General features: G+C 60.8%; 17 protein-coding genes. 11 read left to right on the plus strand and 6 right to left on the minus strand.

What is annotated here, in order from left to right; genetic code table 11:
• Positions 1-70: 70 nt before the first annotated feature.
• The 6 genes from ACR0DA_RS06370 to lexA all read left to right on the plus strand — a co-directional run bounded on the left by ACR0DA_RS06370 (position 71) and on the right by lexA (position 4,898).
• The gene (locus ACR0DA_RS06370) at positions 71-652 is read left to right on the plus strand and encodes an anthranilate synthase component II (RefSeq protein ID WP_170338975.1); all 582 of its coding nucleotides are present in this window, start codon (positions 71-73) and stop codon (positions 650-652) included.
• Positions 649-1,668: an anthranilate phosphoribosyltransferase gene (gene trpD, locus ACR0DA_RS06375; protein ID WP_480753323.1), complete on the plus strand. Its 1,020-nt coding sequence runs from the start codon at positions 649-651 to the stop codon at positions 1,666-1,668. The genes ACR0DA_RS06370 and trpD overlap by 4 nt, the downstream gene beginning before the upstream one ends.
• Positions 1,665-2,477, plus strand: coding sequence for an indole-3-glycerol phosphate synthase TrpC (gene trpC / locus ACR0DA_RS06380; RefSeq protein ID WP_170338971.1), 813 nt, complete (start codon positions 1,665-1,667; stop codon positions 2,475-2,477). Before trpD ends, trpC begins: the two co-directional genes overlap by 4 nt.
• Positions 2,477-2,950: a cyclic pyranopterin monophosphate synthase MoaC gene (gene moaC, locus ACR0DA_RS06385; RefSeq protein ID WP_480753325.1), complete on the plus strand. Its 474-nt coding sequence runs from the start codon at positions 2,477-2,479 to the stop codon at positions 2,948-2,950. Before trpC ends, moaC begins: the two co-directional genes overlap by 1 nt.
• A complete protein-coding gene (locus ACR0DA_RS06390; protein WP_170528670.1) occupies positions 2,947-4,119 on the plus strand; it encodes a molybdopterin molybdotransferase MoeA in 1,173 nt (390 codons plus the stop codon). The genes moaC and ACR0DA_RS06390 overlap by 4 nt, the downstream gene beginning before the upstream one ends.
• Positions 4,120-4,199: 80 nt before the next feature.
• Positions 4,200-4,898, plus strand: a complete 699-nt coding sequence (gene lexA, locus ACR0DA_RS06395; RefSeq protein WP_170528672.1) for a transcriptional repressor LexA — start codon at positions 4,200-4,202, stop codon at positions 4,896-4,898.
• Here the strand turns inward: lexA and ACR0DA_RS06400 are convergent.
• Positions 4,882-6,924 carry a ComEC/Rec2 family competence protein gene (locus ACR0DA_RS06400; RefSeq protein ID WP_480753327.1) on the minus strand — a complete coding sequence of 681 codons (2,043 nt, stop codon included), beginning with the start codon at positions 6,922-6,924 and terminating at the stop codon, positions 4,882-4,884. The two genes, lexA and ACR0DA_RS06400, sit on opposite strands and share 17 nt — an antisense overlap.
• Positions 6,925-7,002: 78 nt before the next feature.
• Between ACR0DA_RS06400 and gltX the strand changes: the two genes are divergently transcribed.
• Together gltX and gltA are read left to right on the plus strand one after the other, a co-directional pair.
• Positions 7,003-8,409 (plus strand): glutamate--tRNA ligase, encoded by a 1,407-nt coding sequence (gene gltX / locus ACR0DA_RS06405; RefSeq protein ID WP_170446224.1) that lies wholly within the window; start codon positions 7,003-7,005, stop codon positions 8,407-8,409.
• A gap of 114 nt (positions 8,410-8,523) precedes the next feature.
• Positions 8,524-9,819, plus strand: a complete 1,296-nt coding sequence (gltA, locus tag ACR0DA_RS06410) for a citrate synthase (protein WP_170338439.1) — start codon at positions 8,524-8,526, stop codon at positions 9,817-9,819.
• Between the two features lie 38 nt (positions 9,820-9,857).
• On the opposite strand, the gene ACR0DA_RS06415 is transcribed toward gltA, so the two are convergent.
• A complete protein-coding gene (locus ACR0DA_RS06415) occupies positions 9,858-10,928 on the minus strand; it encodes a PA0069 family radical SAM protein (protein WP_170600406.1) in 1,071 nt (356 codons plus the stop codon).
• Between the two features lie 277 nt (positions 10,929-11,205).
• Here ACR0DA_RS06415 and ACR0DA_RS06420 point away from each other — a divergent pair, with 277 nt between their 5' ends.
• Together ACR0DA_RS06420 and ACR0DA_RS06425 are read left to right on the plus strand one after the other, a co-directional pair.
• Positions 11,206-11,904, plus strand: coding sequence for a corrinoid protein (locus ACR0DA_RS06420; RefSeq protein WP_093962188.1), 699 nt, complete (start codon positions 11,206-11,208; stop codon positions 11,902-11,904).
• Positions 11,905-12,079: 175 nt separating this feature from the next.
• On the plus strand, positions 12,080-12,751 hold the full coding sequence (locus tag ACR0DA_RS06425) for a DUF1638 domain-containing protein (RefSeq protein WP_480753328.1): 672 nt from the start codon (positions 12,080-12,082) through the stop codon (positions 12,749-12,751).
• A 25-nt stretch (positions 12,752-12,776) separates the two neighbouring features.
• Here the strand turns inward: ACR0DA_RS06425 and ACR0DA_RS06430 are convergent, their stop codons facing one another.
• Positions 12,777-13,187 carry a SufE family protein gene (locus ACR0DA_RS06430; RefSeq protein ID WP_480753329.1) on the minus strand — a complete coding sequence of 137 codons (411 nt, stop codon included), beginning with the start codon at positions 13,185-13,187 and terminating at the stop codon, positions 12,777-12,779.
• A gap of 138 nt (positions 13,188-13,325) precedes the next feature.
• Between ACR0DA_RS06430 and ACR0DA_RS06435 the strand changes: the two genes are divergently transcribed.
• Entirely contained in the window at positions 13,326-13,850 is a 525-nt protein-coding gene (locus ACR0DA_RS06435) for a hypothetical protein (RefSeq protein WP_480753330.1), read from the plus strand.
• A gap of 8 nt (positions 13,851-13,858) precedes the next feature.
• On the opposite strand, the gene rnd is transcribed toward ACR0DA_RS06435, so the two are convergent.
• The 3 genes from rnd to purM form a co-directional block, all read right to left on the minus strand.
• Positions 13,859-15,016: a ribonuclease D gene (rnd, locus tag ACR0DA_RS06440; protein WP_170370535.1), complete on the minus strand. Its 1,158-nt coding sequence runs from the start codon at positions 15,014-15,016 to the stop codon at positions 13,859-13,861.
• 113 nt (positions 15,017-15,129) lie between these two features.
• Positions 15,130-15,726 (minus strand): phosphoribosylglycinamide formyltransferase, encoded by a 597-nt coding sequence (gene purN / locus ACR0DA_RS06445; RefSeq protein WP_480753332.1) that lies wholly within the window; start codon positions 15,724-15,726, stop codon positions 15,130-15,132.
• Entirely contained in the window at positions 15,723-16,769 is a 1,047-nt protein-coding gene (purM, locus tag ACR0DA_RS06450; protein WP_480753333.1) for a phosphoribosylformylglycinamidine cyclo-ligase, read from the minus strand. Before purM ends, purN begins: the two co-directional genes overlap by 4 nt.
• Positions 16,770-16,857 lie beyond the last annotated feature (88 nt).

Consider the following 16,857-nt stretch of genomic DNA (forward strand, 5'->3'; position numbering starts at 1 on the left):
TCCCAACACTATACCGTGGCGCGGGGCTGTATCGCCAGTCCGAATTGCCCAAACACAAGACAAGTGCCAAATGCTGCTGCTGATCGACAACTACGACTCGTTTACCTACAACCTTGTCCACTATTTGGGCGAATTGGGCGCGGAAATGGTCGTGCGCCGCAATGATGCGCTGGATGTGCAGGAAGCGATGGCCATGAACCCTGCCGGCATCTTGCTGAGTCCCGGCCCTTGTGATCCGGACCAGGCCGGGATCTGCCTCGCCCTGACCGAGGCAGCTGCGGAAACGCGCACGCCTTTGATGGGTGTTTGTCTGGGTCACCAGACCATTGGTCAGGCCTTTGGCGGCAAGGTCGTGCGGTGCCACGAAATCGTGCACGGCAAAATGGGAACCATGCATCACACTGGCAAAGGCCTGTTCGCCGGCCTGCCGTCACCGTTTGAGGCGACCCGCTACCACTCACTGGTCGTCGATCGGGATACCCTGCCCGATTGCCTTGAAATCACGGCAGAGTTGGAAGACGGCACCATCATGGGCCTGCAACACAAAGAGCTGCCGATCCACGGTGTTCAATTCCACCCGGAATCGATCGCCTCGGAACACGGCCACGCGCTGCTGAAGAATTTCCTGAACGAAATGAAAGTCCCCGCATGAGTGACGCGCTGAAACCGCTGATCGGAGCTGCGGCCGATCGCGCCCTGACCCGTGCCGAAGCCGAACAGGCCTTTGAGATCCTGTTTGAGGGTCGCGCCACGCCCAGCCAGATCGGCGGTCTGTTGATGGCCATGCGCACGCGCGGCGAAACGGTCGAGGAATATGCCGCCGCCGCCGCCGTGATGCGCGCGAAATGCAACGCGGTCAAAGCACCAGCGGGCGCGATCGACATCGTGGGAACCGGCGGCGACGGGAAAGGCACGCTCAATATCTCGACCGCGACGGCCTTTGTCGTGGCTGGCGCGGGCGTGACCGTGGCCAAGCACGGCAACCGGAATCTCAGCTCGAAATCAGGGGCCGCCGATGCATTGGGACAGATGGGAATCAACATTATGGTCGGGCCGCAAGTCGTTGAAAAGGCTTTGCAGACCGTCGGCATCGGGTTCATGATGGCGCCCATGCATCACCCGGCCATCGCCCATGTCATGCCCACCCGGCAAGAGCTTGGCACCCGAACCATTTTCAATATCCTTGGCCCCCTGACCAACCCCGCCGGTGTCAAGCGGCAGCTGACCGGAGCCTTCAGCCGCGACCTGATCCGACCGATGGCCGAGACTCTTGGCTTGCTCGGGGCCGAGCACGCCTGGCTGGTACATGGCTCGGACGGGACCGACGAGTTGACGATTACTGGCATCAGCTGGGTCGCGTCGCTTGAGGACGGGCGCGTGAAAGAGGTTGAATTGCATCCCGAAGATGCGGGCCTGCCGGTTCATCCGTTTGAAGATATTCTGGGCGGAACACCCGAGGAAAACGCCGTCGCGTTCCGCGCATTGCTGGATGGCGCGCCGTCGGCCTACCGGGATGCGGTCCTGCTGAACGCGGCTGCGGCCCTTGTGGTCGCCGAAGCTGCACCGGACCTGAAACAAGGCGTCGAAATGGCCGCCGAAAGCATCGACAGCGGCAAGGCGAAAGACAAGATTGCTGCTCTGGCACAACTCACACAGGAAGCCGCATGACCGAAACCGTTCTGGATAAGATCAAGGCCTACAAGCTGGAAGAAGTCGCCGCCGACAAAGCCCAAGTTCCCCTTGACGAGGTCGAGCAACAAGCCCGCGAAGCGTCTGAAACGCGCGGCTTTGTGGATGCTCTGCGCACGGCCAGTCGCCGCGGTTATGGTCTGATCGCCGAAATCAAGAAGGCAAGCCCGTCCAAGGGTTTGATCCGTGAGGATTTTGATCCGCCCGCGCTGGCAAAAGCCTATGAAGAAGGTGGCGCCGCCTGCCTTTCGGTTTTGACCGACACGCCCAGCTTTCAGGGTGCCAAGGAATTCCTGACCGCCGCCCGGGCTGCATGCTCGCTTCCGGCACTGCGCAAGGACTTCATGTATGATCCCTATCAAGTGGTCGAAGCGCGGGCACTGGGTGCCGACTGTATCCTGATCATCATGGCATCGGTCGACGATCAGCAAGCCGCCGAACTGGAACAGACCGCGTTTGACTGGGACATGGATGTCCTGATCGAGGTACATGACGAGGCCGAGCTTGAGCGCGCGGCCGATCTCAAAAGCCCTCTCATTGGAATAAACAACCGCAATCTCAAGACGTTCGAGACCTCGCTTGATACCACTCGCCGCTTGTCCAAGCTGGTTCCCGCTGACCGCATGATCGTGTGCGAAAGCGGGCTGAATACCCCGGAAGACCTTGCGGATATCGCCCGCTATGGTGCCCGGTGTTTCCTGATCGGAGAAAGCCTGATGCGGCAGCAGGACGTCGCCGCCGCGACCCGTCACATCCTGTCGAACCCGCTGGTGCCGGGGGTCATGTGATGCCCTTGACGCATTTTGACAGCGACGGCCAGGCCCATATGGTCGATGTATCGGACAAGGACACGACAAACCGCGTCGCGGTTGCCGCGGGTTACGTGAAAATGGCGCAACAAACCTTTGAAATTATTTCCGAAGGCCGCGCGAAGAAGGGCGATGTTCTGGGGGTTGCCCGGTTGGCCGGGATCATGGGGGCAAAGAAGACACCGGACCTGATTCCGCTGTGCCATCCCTTGCCTGTCACCAAGGTGTCGGTTGACCTGACATTGGACCCGGACCTGCCGGGCGTGCAGATCGAAGCGACGGTCAAGACCACTGGACAGACTGGCGTCGAGATGGAGGCCCTGACAGCCGTGTCTACCGCAGCACTGACCGTCTATGACATGGCCAAAGCCGTTGACAAGGCAATGGAAATCGGCCGCATCCGCGTTCTGCTGAAAGATGGCGGCAAATCAGGTCGTTACGAGGCGAAATGATAACGGTTGAAGAAGCCCGACAGCTGCTGTTCGGCCTGGTAGCCACCATGCCCGAAGAGCAGATTGCGCTTGCTGACGCGGCCGGTCGAGTGCTGATGCGGGATGTAAAAGCCGAGCGGGACCAACCCCCGTTTGCTGCCTCTTCAATGGATGGATATGCGCTGAAGTCGGCCGAGGTTGAGCGTCACGCAATGTTCAAGGTCATCGGTGAGGCCGCCGCTGGCCAGCGTTTCACAGGTACAGTTGGCCCGGGCCAGGCAGTTCGGATTTTCACCGGGGCTCCGGTCCCCGAGAGGGCAGATTTCGTCGTCATCCAGGAAGACACCGACCTGCGCGGCGATCTGTTGACGATCACGGAAGAACCCGGCCAAAAAACCAACATCCGACCGGCAGGCGTGGACTTCACCATCGGCGATACGGTTAGTGCACCGCGAGTCCTCTCGCCTGAGGATCTTGCATTGCTGGCGGCGATGAATGTTCCGACCGTCTCCGTGGCCACCAAACCCCAGATCGCGCTGATCGCCACGGGAAACGAGCTGGTCATGCCGGGCGAAACTCCGGGACCTGACCAGATCATTGCCTCGAACTCGTTTGGCATCAAAGCATTGCTTGAGAATGCTGGCGCACATGTTCGCATGTTGCCAGTGGCACAAGACACACTGTCATCGCTGGAAACCGCATTTGGCTTGGCCGAAGGCTCCGATCTGGTCGTGACAATTGGCGGAGCGTCGGTGGGAGACTACGACCTTGTGGCCGAAGCATCGCAACGGCTGGGGCTCGAACAATCCTTCTACAAGGTCCTGATGCGCCCCGGCAAACCACTGATGGCGGGGCGGCTGGGTGATGCGACGATGATCGGGTTGCCCGGCAACCCGGTCAGCGCGATGGTTTGCGGATATCTCTTCCTGGTCCCCTTGGTCAAAAAGATGCTGGGCATCCAGACTGTTGATCCGACTCTCCATCAGGCCATCCTGTCGGAGGCCCTGCCACCGAACGGCCCGCGCGAGCATTACATGCGCGCTCGATTGGAAAGCAATGGGATACGCGCGTTCGAGGATCAGGACAGTTCGCTGCTCAGCGTTCTGGCGCGGTCGAACGCCTTGCTGATGCGCCCTCCAAACGATCCTGCGCGGGCTGCGGGGGAAACGGTGTCCTACCTGCCCATCTAGGTTCAGTCGGCAAATCCATTGACACAAAACGTGAACATGCGTAGAACAAAAGAAAACGCATGGGCAACGAGGTGTGAGCGATGCTGACCAAGAAGCAATTGGATTTGCTGGAATTCATCCACAAACGCGTTCAGGCGGACGGTGTTCCACCCAGCTTTGACGAAATGAAAACGGCGTTGGACCTGAGATCCAAATCCGGCATCCATCGGTTGATCACCGCGCTGGAAGAGCGTGGGTTCATCCGGCGTCTCGCCCACAGGGCGCGCGCGATCGAGATCGTGAAACTGCCCGAAAGTCTGGGAGGCGAGCCGACCGCTGGCTTCACGCCTCGCGTGATCGAAGGTGACAAGCCCAGCGTGCCCCGCCCTGCCAATGTCGAGCCTGTGTCGGTGGACGCTCTCGAACTTCCGGTGATGGGCAGAATTGCCGCCGGTGTTCCGATCGAGGCGATCAGCCACATTTCCCATCATGTTGCGGTACCGGGCACGATGGTATCGGGCCGTGGCGAACACTATGCCCTTGAGGTGCGCGGAGACTCCATGATCGACGCCGGTATCAATGACGGGGACGTGGTCGTGATCCGCGAAACGTCTTCGGCAGACAATGGCGACATCGTCGTGGCTTTGGTCGAAGATCAGGAGGCAACCCTGAAAAGGTTTTTCCGGCGCGGCCAGGCGATCGCGCTCGAGGCCGCCAACCCCGCTTACGAAACGCGGGTATTGCCCGAGGACAAGGTCAAGGTTCAAGGGCGTCTCGTCGGACTTATTCGGACTTACTGAAGCCGTCGGGCCGAGCCGGTGACCAAAGGCGTGGCCCCGTCGCATCAGCGCTGCTGAACATCTTTCCTTGGCGGATCGCAAGGCTGCCGGTCTTTCGCAGTCGGTCAGGATCAAAAACGGCGCAGTCACCGGTCAGTTTGATCGGCACGGCAGAGACCACGAGTTCGCCCGGTCGGCAAACGGTGACCTGCTGCGCCGCGCGCTTGCCCGTGATGTGGACCAGCTGGAAATCCTCTAAAGGATATCGCTGAACAAGATCTGGGGCCGATGGCCACCGGCCCGCAGCCTCCGGCTGGGTTGCTCCGTCTCCATCGTTTTCAAGCCAGACCGAAGCGACGAACCCAGCGCCTTTTTCCTTGCTCAACGCGCGGCCTTTCTCGGTCATCACCCCGACCAAACCACCTGAATCGGCGATCAGCGCCTCGGGCCGCTGGCCTTGTCCCCAGAATACTGCGGCGAACGCCATCGGAAAAACTCCAACCCAGCGGCTGCGTCCCTGCCACAAAATGACCCACAGCGCACCCAAGGAAAACAGCGGCAGGACAAAACCGGGCGAGCTGGCAACGAAGCCCCGTGCACCATCCAGGCCGGACACCCAGTCCGAGACGGCCAGGATCCACGCCAGTCCGATACCCATCACATGGATCGCAACGGCCTCGAGCCCGAAAGGCGCGAGGATCGCTGCCAGAACTGCCGAGGGAACCACGACGGATCCCATAACCGGCACGGACAGGGTGTTGGCCAGCAAGCCGTAGTGCGACACCATGTTGAAATGTGCCGCACCAATTGGGGCCGTCGCCAAACCAGCGACCGCCGAGGAGCACAGAAGCCCACCCACCGGGCGCAACCACTTGGGCACTCTTGGAACCTCAACGTCGCGAAGGGCACCGAAAACCGCGACCAGTGCTGTCGTGGCGGCAAAGGACATCTGAAATCCGGGGCTGAGCAATGATTCGGGGCGAAGAAACAGCACCAACAGCGCCGCAACCGCGACGGCCCGCAAAGATATGGCACGCCGATCGATCAAAACCGCCCCAAACAGAACCGATACCATCACGAAGGCGCGCTCGGTCGCGACATTGCCCCCAGAAAGCAACAGATAGAGCGTTGCAGCGATCAGCGCGCAGACCGCGGCAACCTTGCGAACCGGCCACCGCAACGCCAAGGCGGGCAAGGCCGCAAGCAGTACCCGGCAAGTCACAAAGACGAACCCCGTCAACAACCCCATATGCAGGCCGGAGATTGCAAGCAGATGGGCAAGGTTCGACGTGCGCAAATTGTCCAAAGCGGCGGCGCTGATGCCGCTGCGATCCCCGGTCGAAACAGCTGCGGCAAAGCCGCCGACATCACCTGGCAGCACTTCTCTCACTCTGTCGGAAATGGCCATGCGCACGGCAGCGACACGCACCCCGGCCTCAAAGCGGGACGGAGCGGCGGTGACCACTGGCGTGCGCGCGTATCCGACCGCGCCCAAGCGCTGAAACCAGGCGTGTCTGCGAAAATCAAAGCCGCCGGGTTCGACGGGACCTTGCGGCGGTGACAGATGGGCCGTCGTCATAACGCGTTGCCCTGGCACAATCGGTACATGGTCGCCATGCAACGAAAGTCGGATGCGCCGCGGGGCTTGGTCCGACGGCACGTCCCCGATCCGTACCTGGTCCAGCGTAACCCGCAGCGCATCCGAAGCAGAGCGATCCAACGCCACGACCCTCCCCTCAACCGGGCCGTAATAGCGCCATTTCAAAACCGGCTCTGCAACCATGTGAGCGCGAGCACCCGCCAGGATGAACCCAACGGCGACCAGCGCCCCCCCTATTGCCAACGGAGCCCAGGCAGACGACATCCGGCGGCTGGCCCAAATGGCAAGCAGGGCCAACCCGGACAGGCCCGAATAAATCCGCGCATCCGGCTCGAACCGGATTGCGAAATACAGGCCTATGCCGATGGCCAGACAAACCGGAGACCAAGGCAAAAGGTGCCCTCGCTGGTTTAGCAACGCACCTTCGACCCACGCCACAACACGCATGGTTGCCCCCGTCCTTGAGGCTCGTTAGACAGGCTCGACTCTACGCTCAACGCGGTTACCAAAAGGTTAATCACTATAATGTCCGATCAGGTCGTCACCCGATTTGCACCCTCGCCCACCGGCTATCTGCACATTGGCGGAGCCCGTACTGCGCTGTTCAATTGGCTTTACGCCCGTGGTCGAGGCGGAAAGTTCCTGCTGCGGATCGAAGACACGGACCGCGAACGGTCAACGCCCGAAGCGACCGAGGCTATCCTCAAGGGCATGAGCTGGCTCGGGCTCGACCACGACGGAGATGTCATCAGCCAGTTCGAAGGCGCAGCTCGTCACGCCGAAGTCGCGCATCAGCTGCTGGCAGAAGGCAAAGCATACAAGTGCTTTGCGACCCAGGAAGAAATCGCGGCCTTTCGTGAACAGGCCCGGGCCGAGGGCAAGTCGACCCTGTTCCGCAGCCCGTGGCGCGACGCCGACCCCAGCACACACCCCGACCGCCCCTTCGTTGTGCGGATCAAGGCTCCGCAGGATGGCACAACCGTCATCCGCGACAAGGTCCAAGGTGACGTAACCATCCGAAACGATCAGCTGGACGACATGGTCCTCCTGCGTTCGGACGGCACACCGGTCTATATGCTGGCGGTGGTCGTTGATGACCACGACATGGGTGTGACGCATGTCATTCGTGGCGACGACCACCTGAACAACGCGGCGCGGCAGATGATGATCTATGAAGCCATGGGCTGGAAAGTTCCGGTCTGGGCGCACATCCCGCTGATCCACGGCCCTGACGGAAAGAAACTCAGCAAGCGGCACGGCGCATTGGGCGCGCAGGAGTATCAGGCCATGGGCTATCCTGCCGCCGGTATGCGAAACTATCTGGCGCGCCTGGGCTGGAGCCACGGGGACGACGAGTTCTTTACCGATGAACAGGCCAAGGAATGGTTCGACCTGAACGGAATCGGGAAAAGCCCGGCGCGGTTCGATCTGAAAAAGCTCGAGAACTTGTGCGGACAGCACATCGCCATATCCGATGATGCTGCATTGCGGCAAGAAATCGAAGAATATCTGGACGCCGCTGGCCTGCCTGCGCTGACAGAAACACAATCGGGTGATTTGGAACGTGCGATGTATTGCCTCAAGGATCGGGCGCGTACATTTCCGGAACTCCTTGAAAAGGCGCATTTTGCACTGACTTCGCGACCGATCGAGCGCGATGAGAAGGCAGAAAAGGCGCTGAGTTCTGTATCCGACGGTATACTGGATCAATTGACGCCGCAGCTGCAAAATGCTAGCTGGACCCGGAACGAACTGGAGGAGACCCTCAATTCGTTTGCCGAGGCAAACGGGTTGAAGTTCGGCAAGCTGGCTGGCCCCCTCAGGGCTGCGTTGGCGGGTCGGGCCGTCACACCTTCGGTTTTTGACATGATGCTCGTGCTGGGTCGGGATGAGACCATTGCACGGATTTCTGATGCAGCGGCACAGTCCTGACTTCACATTCGGGTAACGCTGCTCCGCTACGACCTGACTCGCGCAGACTTGCGCGATCACCGCCCGTTTTGTCGGTCAGCGAGCCGGCATTCGTATGATTGAGGAAGGGAAAACATGACCGAGAGCAACAAGACAGCGACTCTGACCGTCCACGGAAAAACCTATGAGTTGCCGGTTCATTCGCCAACGGCCGGACCCGACGTAGTCGACATCCGCAAGCTCTACGGTCAGGCCGGCGTGTTCACCTACGACCCAGGCTTCACTTCGACCGCAAGCTGCGACAGCACCATCACCTATATCGACGGTGAAAAGGGCGAATTGCTGCACCGTGGCTATCCGATCGACCAACTGGCCGAGAAATCGCACTTCCTCGAAGTGTGCTTCCTGCTGCTGTACGGATACCTGCCCAAGGCCGACGAACTGGAAGAGTTCGAAACGACCATCACCCGCCACACCATGATCCACGAGCAGATGCACTATTTCTTCCGTGGCTTCCGCCGCGACGCGCATCCGATGGCTACGATGGTGGGCGTGGTCGGAGCCATGTCGGCTTTCTATCACGACTCGACTGACGTGGGCGACGAGCGCCAGCGCGAAATCGCGACGCACCGCCTGATCGCCAAAATGCCGACAATTGCGGCGATGGCATACAAATACTCGATCGGTCAGCCGTTCATCTACCCGCGCAATGACTTGGACTACGCGTCGAACTTCCTGTACATGTGCTTCGCCGTTCCGGCCGAGGACTACGTCGTCAACCCGATCCTCAGCCGCGCCATGGACCGGATTTTCACCCTGCACGCCGATCACGAGCAGAACGCCTCGACCTCGACCGTGCGTCTGGCTTCGTCGTCGGGCGCGAACCCGTTCGCCTGCATCGCGGCCGGTATCGCCTGCCTCTGGGGCCCGGCGCACGGCGGCGCCAACCAGGCCTGCCTCGAGATGCTGGAAGAGATCGGCAGCGTCGACCGCATCCCCGAGTTCATCGAACGCGCCAAGGACAAGAACGATCCGTTCCGCCTGATGGGCTTTGGTCACCGCGTGTACAAGAACTTTGACCCGCGCGCCAAAGTGATGAAGCAGTCGGCCGATGAGGTTCTGGACTTGCTGGGCATCGAGAACAACCCGAAACTGCAGGTCGCCAAGGCGCTTGAGAAACAAGCACTGGAAGATCCGTATTTCGTCGACAAGAAGCTGTTCCCGAATGTCGATTTCTACTCGGGCATCATCCTCGAGGCGATGGGTTTCCCGACCTCAATGTTCACCCCGATCTTCGCGCTGTCGCGCACCGTTGGTTGGGTCAGCCAGTGGAAAGAAATGATCGCCGATCCTCAGAACAAGATTGGCCGCCCGCGCCAGCTGTATCTGGGCGAAACTCTGCGCGACTACGTCGACATCGAAAACCGCTAAGACAGACAAAAGGCCCCGCCATCGAGCGGGGCCTTTTCTTATTGGAACAGTGACAATTGATCCCCGGCCCGCGCAGGCCGGGCAAAGAGGTCGCAACGCAGTTTGGGAGTTGTGGTCGCCAAGCCAAGTCGCGCAATCGCAGCCTTGAACCGCTTGGCGACCATTTCGGCGTAGACCCCCTCGCCGCGCATCCGATGCCCCCACCGCGGGTCATAGTCCCTGCCCCCGTGCATTTCGCGCAACCGCGCCATGACCTTTTCGGCGCGACCAGGCTCGTGCTCGGACAACCACTCCTGCCACAGTTGAGAGACTTCGCGGGGCAACCGTAGCATGATCCAACTGGCCGCATCCGCGCCTGCGTCGCAGCCCGCCTCCAACAGCGCTTCAAGCTCGTGATCGGTCAGTCCCGGAATGATCGGGGACGTCATGACGCGCACGGGAATCCCGGCCTGGGTCAACTTTCGGATCGTGCGCAGCCGGCGTCTTGGTGCAGGGGCACGCGGTTCCATCCGCCGCGACAGACCATCATCCAACGTAGTCAGCGAGATGCCAACCCTGACCAGCCCAAGGGCGGCCATGGGCGCGAGAATGTCGATATCCCGTTCGATCAAAGCGCCCTTGGTCACGATCGCAACCGGGTGGTTGAAATCTCTCAGAACCTCCAGGCATGCCCTTGTGATCGAACGTGTTTTTTCAATCGGCTGATACGGGTCCGTATTTGTACCCAGCGCAATCGGCGCCACCTTGTACCGCGCGGACGAAAGCTCGCGCGCAAGCACATCCGGAGCGTTCGGACGTGCGATCAGACGCGTTTCGAAATCCAACCCGGCAGATAGACCGAGATATGCATGGGTGGGTCGGGCAAAGCAGTAGACGCAACCGTGTTCGCACCCGCGATACGGGTTGAACGACCGGTCAAATGGCAGATCCGGTGACTTGTTGTAGGTGATCAGAGACTTCGCGACCTCGTCCCGAACCGAGGTTCGCAGGGGAGGAAGAGGCTCGGGATCCTCCCAGCCGTCATCGACCGCTTCGTGCGCATACGCCTCGTACCGACCAGCGTCGTTCGATACGGCACCTCGCCCGGAAATAGTGTGGCGCAACGGCATATTTGTTCCCTCTTTGTTCACGTAATTTCTAGCATCTGCAGGTTTCCCCGGCAAGTCCGCCATCACAATCGCTGGCTTTGTCTCATGCACAGACCCCATGAATACCGCTCAGAAAGATCATGTGAAATTTGGCGTCGAGCGCGGCAAGATTTTCACCTATAGGTCGGTCTCGGAACCGCCGAGGTCGCAATCGTCACAGTCTAACTGCGACGAAATGGCCAAAACGGGAAAAACAGCCACCAAGGGCGCAAGGCCCGCCAGCTCAGGGAAATGACCCATGTCCGATGAAGAAGACATCGTCCTGTCGGAACTCAACGACGACGAACTCGTCGAACAGATGTTTGATGACCTCTACGATGGCCTGAAGGAAGAGATCGAAGAAGGCGTGAACATCCTGCTGGAACGTGGATGGGCACCGTATGACATTCTGACCAAGGCGCTTGTCGGCGGCATGACCATTGTCGGCCAGGATTTCCGCGACGGCATCCTGTTCGTGCCCGAAGTTCTGCTGGCCGCCAACGCGATGAAGGGCGGCATGGCCATCCTCAAGCCTCTGCTGGCGGAAACCGGCGCTCCGCGCGTTGGCAAGATGGTGATCGGCACCGTCAAGGGCGACATCCACGACATCGGCAAGAACCTCGTCTCGATGATGATGGAAGGCGCCGGTTTCGAGGTTGTCGATATCGGCATCAACAATCCGGTTGAAAACTACCTGGAAGCACTGGAAACCGAGCAGCCTGATATTCTGGGCATGTCGGCCCTGCTGACGACGACCATGCCCTACATGAAAGTGGTCATCGACACGTTGGTCGAACAGGGCAAGCGTGACGATTACATCGTGCTGGTCGGCGGCGCCCCTCTGAACGAAGAGTTCGGCAAGGCGATCGGCGCTGACGCCTATTGCCGGGACGCGGCGGTTGCGGTCGAAACCGCCAAGGAGTTCGTCTCGCGCAAGCATAACCAACTGGCGGGTTGATCCTGCACGCCTTGTTATGTCAAAGCCGCCTGTCCGGGCGGCTTTTTCATTTCCGGGCCGTGGCATCACAACGAGATTGTAACTCGGGTGCCAAGTGTGTGATCCCAAAGGACGCGAACTTGCATCGGGGGCTATTTCGCGGTCATTTGACATTGGAACCTTGCGGAGGCGACACATGCCGCAGCACGACATACCTGACGACAAACGCCTGACGGAACAGGGGTTTGACGAGATGGATGCGCAGCAAAGCATCCTGTTGATCGCCTGCGGTGCGTTGGCGCGCGAGATTCTGGACATGAAGACACGCAACGGCTGGGACCACCTTGCACTGACGTGCTTGCCTGCCATCCTGCATGTCCATCCCGAACGGATCACTCAGGCCGTGGAGGATGCCGTCGCCAAGCATCGCGACCGGTATGACCGGATTTTTGTCGTCTATGCCGATTGCGGGTCCGGCGGACTGTTGGAGCAGGCGTGCAAACGGCTGGGTGTCGAAATGGTGCGGGGACCGCACTGTTACTCTTTCTTCGAGGGAAACGACAAATTCGCCGAACGCGGCGACGATGAGACGACGGCCTTCTACCTGACCGACTTTCTGGCCAGGCAATTTGATGCGTTCGTCTGGAAGCCGTTGGGGCTGGATCGGCACCCGGAACTGCGCGACATGTATTTCGGAAATTACACCAAGCTGATCTACCAGGCGCAGACAGATGACCCCGAACTGACCCGTCGGGCACAGGAATGCGCGGATCGGATGGGGCTGGAGTTCGAACGGCGTTTCACCGGATATGGCGATCTCGAGACCACGCTGAAAGACTGGGCCGGCGCAAGCCCCAAATCCTCATGATTGGCCCCCGAGTGGCGAAACCGGCTCAGGCGTTTTCGCGCGCTACGTCTCGTATTCGGTCGATCATCGCACGCACACCGTTCGACCGCTGGGCCGACAGATGTTCATTCAACCCCAACCGGGCAAGCTCGGCCGCGGCGTCGGCCTTCTCCACTTCGGCAACGGGTAAACCGTTGTAAAGCGAGCGCAATACAGCGATCAGACCACGAACGATCAGCGCGTCGCTGTCGCCGTCGAACCGAAAAACGCCATTTTCGATTACCGGATGAATCCAGACCTGACTGGCGCAGCCATGGACTTTGGTTGCCGGCACCTTCAGGGCGTCATCCAGCGGCTCCATCGCCTTGCCCTGCTCGATCACGTGGCGGTACCGGTCTTCCCAGTCCTCAAGGAACTCGAAATCCTCGACAATCTCCTCAAAGGCAGGCGTGGCCATGAACGTGGGTCCTCTGGTTGCTGTTCTGGTTCTGACCTAAGTCGCCCGATGTCCGGTGTCCACCCCCATGGGCGGCTTTTCAAACGACCGAAAGTAGGCTAACCCAGTGCGGGTAATACCTTGCAAAGCTTTGGGTCCATGCAAAAAACTGTTTCCGTCCTTCTTGTCGCCCTGTTGACCCTGTCCGCCTGCAGCAGCTGGCGCGATTCCCGGGCAAACCCGTCGAACTGGTTCGGGAAGAGCACCCCTGCCCCGGTCGAGACATCGGCCAGCGACGCAGATGCGCTGGTGCCGAAGCAAAGCTCGGGCCGGGGACTGTTCGCGCGCCCTGAACCCGAAGATACCAGCGTACCGATCACCACCATCACCGAGCTGCGGATCGAACCGAACGCCTCGGGTGCCATCGTTGTCGCGCAAGGCACCGCATTCCGACAGGGCGCCTATGACGCAAAGCTCACCTTCGTCGATTCCGAGGAAAACCGGAAGAACGGCGTTATGGAGTTCGTTTTCCGCGTGAACTACCCGACCTATGCCACTGCGCAGGGGCCCGAACGTACGCGTGAAGTGACCGATGCGGTCAATGTCAGCCGTCAGGACCTTGAAGGCATTCGTCTGATCCGCGTAGTCGGTCAGCAGAACGCCCTGGAATCGCGTCGGCGCTGAATTCGATCTTACAGGGGGACGACCTGAACAGTTTGTCCCTTCGCTGCCAAGGCGATCTCGCCTCTGCAGAGTTTGAGCGCGTCCTCGCCAAAAACCTCGAACCGCCAACCGGACATCGCAGCAACGTCACGGTCCCCAGCCGCGATCTGATCCAGCTCCGAGCTGGTCGCGATGAGCTTGGCCGCGACCCCTGCGGTTTCCGTCTTTGACTTCAGCAATACCCGCAGCAGGTCAGCCAGCGCGGGGTTCACCTTGATCTTGTCCCGGCTGTTGTCCACCCGCGGGAGATCCTCTGGAGGGCAATTCATACCGGCCTGTACGGCGGCCAGAATACCGTCGGCGATGGCACCTTTGCGCGCTTCGCGCAGCAGCAAACGCGAGCTGCCCAGATCAGCATGCGTACGTGGTTTGGTCGACGCCAGTTCGACCAGCGCATCGTCCTTGAATACGCGGCTGCGTGGCACGTTGTTCTGCTGGGCATATTCCTCACGGAACCGGGCAAGCTCCCGCACCACCGCAAGGAACTTGGCCGAGTTGGTCCGGGTCTTGACCCGCCGCCATGCCTCTTCGGGGCGGATGTCATAGGTTGCGGGATCGGTCAGAACGCGCAACTCCTCCGCCACCCAATGGCTGCGCTTGGATTTCTCCAGCTCGGCGGCCAGATGTTCATAGATTTTGCGCAGATGCGTCACGTCCGCCAGCGCATAGGTCTGCTGGGCCTCGCTCAGCGGGCGCCGCGACCAATCGGTAAACCGCGAGGTCTTGTCCAGACCCTGTTTGCAGATCTTGCGAACCAGCGTTTCATAGCCAACCTGTTCCCCGAAACCACAAACCATTGCAGCGACCTGCGTATCGAAAAGCGGTTTGGGGAAAATACCGGCCTCCACCCAGAAAATCTCAAGGTCCTGGCGGGCGGCATGGAACACTTTGACGACGTTTTCGTTCTGGAACAATTCGTAAAGCGGCTCAAGCGACAAGCCGTCTGCCAGCGGATCGACCAATACCGCGCTGTCCTCGTCTTCAGAGGGCACGGCCAACTGGACCAGACATAACTTGGAGTAGTAGGTCCGCTCGCGCAGGAATTCGGTGTCGACGGTCACATAGGGGTGTTGGGCGGCAGCCTTGCAGAAGTCAGCCAACTCTCGCGTGGTTTTGAGGGTCTTCATGCGCTTGCTATTCTTGCTCTTGCTCTGGTCATTGCCCGTTGGTTTCTTCTGCCCCGAGCGCTTGGCCAGACCATAGGCCGAATTGGCCGCTCATGTAAATCTCTGGCGCAAGATCAGGGGAGTAACACCGGTGCGCGATCGCCACGGGCAAAGCGCTCCAGAACCGCCGGATACAGCTTGTGTTCCCAGGCCAGCACCTTCCGAGCAAGCGAATCCGGGGTGTCGCCGGGTTCGACCGGAACCCGGGCCTGCCCCAAGATCGGACCATCATCCAGCGCCGCGGTGACCTCGTGGACGGTGCAGCCGTGTTCGGCATCCCCGGCGGCGATGGCGCGGACGTGGGTGTTGAGCCCTTTATACTTGGGCAGCAGCGAGGGGTGAATATTCAGCATCCGCCCCTGAAACCGAGACACGAAATCGCCCGTCAGCACGCGCATGAACCCCGCCAGGCAGACGATGTCTGGCTGCGCCTCGAGCAGCGGCTTGCACAGCTCGGCCTCAAACGCGGCGCGGTCACCGCCGAACGGTCGGTGATCGACCACGGCTGTGGCAATCCCGCGATCCGCCGCCTTGGCCAGTCCGCCCGCATCTGCATTGTTCGACAGAACCAGACAGGGGCGCGCCGGATGATCACCGGTCATGCTGTCGACCAGCGACACCATGTTCGACCCGCCCCCGGAAATCAGGATGGCGACGCGCTTGTGGCTCACAGCAGCTTGCCTGCGTAGCTGACGCCCGCCCCTTCGGTGACCGAACCGATGCGCGCGACGCTCTCGCCGGCATCCGACAGCAGGGCGGCCAAGTCATCGGCGCGGTCGGCGGCACAGACGACGATCATGCCGATCCCGCAGTTGAAAGTCTTGAGCATTTCCGCCTCGGCGATGCCCCCGGTTTCCGCCAGCCAACGGAACACCGGCGGCAGATCCCAGGCGTTCAGGTCGATTTGCGCACCCAGGTCGTCGGGCAGCACGCGCGGCAGGTTCTCGGTCAGCCCACCGCCGGTGATATGCGCCAGTGCATGAACGCCACCCGCCCGGATCGCGGACAGGGCGGGTTTGACGTAGAGCCGCGTGGGCGTCAGCAACGCGTCTCCCAATGGCCCGTCGCAGAAGGGCGAATCCGCATCCCATCCCAGCCCCGAGATCTCGACCAGTTTGCGCACCAGCGAATAGCCGTTGGAATGCACCCCGTCCGACGCCAGCCCCAGCAGAACATCCCCGGCCTGCACACCGGCGGGCAGATCGCTGCCGCGCTCCATCGCGCCGACAGCAAAGCCTGCCAGGTCGAAGTCGCCATCGGGGTACATCCCCGGCATCTCGGCGGTTTCACCCCCGATCAAGGCACAGCCCGAGCGGACGCAGCCCTCGGCGATGCCTTCGATGATCCGCGCGGCGGTGTCGGTGTCCAGCTTGCCAGTGGCGAAGTAATCCAGGAAGAACAGCGGCTCGGCGCCCTGACAGATCAGGTCGTTGACGCACATGGCCACCAGATCGATACCCACGCCATCGACCACGCCCGTGTCGATCGCAATCCGCAGCTTGGTGCCCACGCCATCGGTTGCCCCCACCAGGATCGGGTCGGAATACCCTGCCCCTTTCAGGTCGAACAGCGCGCCGAACCCGCCAAGGCTGCTCATGACGCCGGGGCGGTTCGTCCGCTTGGCGGCGGGCTTGATCCGGTCGACCAGCGCGTTGCCCGCATCGATATCCACGCCCGCATCTGCATAGGTGATGCCGTTCTTGCCCGCTGTCATGGCCGTTCCCTCATGAATGCTTTCAGCGCGGGTTAGTCGATTGTGCGCCGCGTTGCAACGGTCAGGCTTGACGCGGCTGTTCTGCGTG

This window comes from Ruegeria sp. CI8, from assembly GCF_056536865.1.

Excerpts from the sequence above, each read along its gene's own strand:
- ACR0DA_RS06370 (WP_170338975.1), top strand. The coding sequence starts at position 71 with ATGCTGCTGCTGATCGACAACTACGACTCGTTTACCTACAACCTTGTC.
- trpD (WP_480753323.1), top strand. The coding sequence starts at position 649 with ATGAGTGACGCGCTGAAACCGCTGATCGGAGCTGCGGCCGATCGCGCC.
- trpC (WP_170338971.1), top strand. The coding sequence starts at position 1,665 with ATGACCGAAACCGTTCTGGATAAGATCAAGGCCTACAAGCTGGAAGAA.
- moaC (WP_480753325.1), top strand. The coding sequence starts at position 2,477 with ATGCCCTTGACGCATTTTGACAGCGACGGCCAGGCCCATATGGTCGAT.
- ACR0DA_RS06390 (WP_170528670.1), top strand. The coding sequence starts at position 2,947 with ATGATAACGGTTGAAGAAGCCCGACAGCTGCTGTTCGGCCTGGTAGCC.
- lexA (WP_170528672.1), top strand. The coding sequence starts at position 4,200 with ATGCTGACCAAGAAGCAATTGGATTTGCTGGAATTCATCCACAAACGC.
- ACR0DA_RS06400 (WP_480753327.1), bottom strand. The coding sequence starts at position 6,924 with ATGCGTGTTGTGGCGTGGGTCGAAGGTGCGTTGCTAAACCAGCGAGGG.
- gltX (WP_170446224.1), top strand. The coding sequence starts at position 7,003 with ATGTCCGATCAGGTCGTCACCCGATTTGCACCCTCGCCCACCGGCTAT.
- gltA (WP_170338439.1), top strand. The coding sequence starts at position 8,524 with ATGACCGAGAGCAACAAGACAGCGACTCTGACCGTCCACGGAAAAACC.
- ACR0DA_RS06415 (WP_170600406.1), bottom strand. The coding sequence starts at position 10,928 with ATGCCGTTGCGCCACACTATTTCCGGGCGAGGTGCCGTATCGAACGAC.
- ACR0DA_RS06420 (WP_093962188.1), top strand. The coding sequence starts at position 11,206 with ATGTCCGATGAAGAAGACATCGTCCTGTCGGAACTCAACGACGACGAA.
- ACR0DA_RS06425 (WP_480753328.1), top strand. The coding sequence starts at position 12,080 with ATGCCGCAGCACGACATACCTGACGACAAACGCCTGACGGAACAGGGG.
- ACR0DA_RS06430 (WP_480753329.1), bottom strand. The coding sequence starts at position 13,187 with ATGGCCACGCCTGCCTTTGAGGAGATTGTCGAGGATTTCGAGTTCCTT.
- ACR0DA_RS06435 (WP_480753330.1), top strand. The coding sequence starts at position 13,326 with ATGCAAAAAACTGTTTCCGTCCTTCTTGTCGCCCTGTTGACCCTGTCC.
- rnd (WP_170370535.1), bottom strand. The coding sequence starts at position 15,016 with ATGAAGACCCTCAAAACCACGCGAGAGTTGGCTGACTTCTGCAAGGCT.
- purM (WP_480753333.1), bottom strand. The coding sequence starts at position 16,769 with ATGACAGCGGGCAAGAACGGCATCACCTATGCAGATGCGGGCGTGGAT.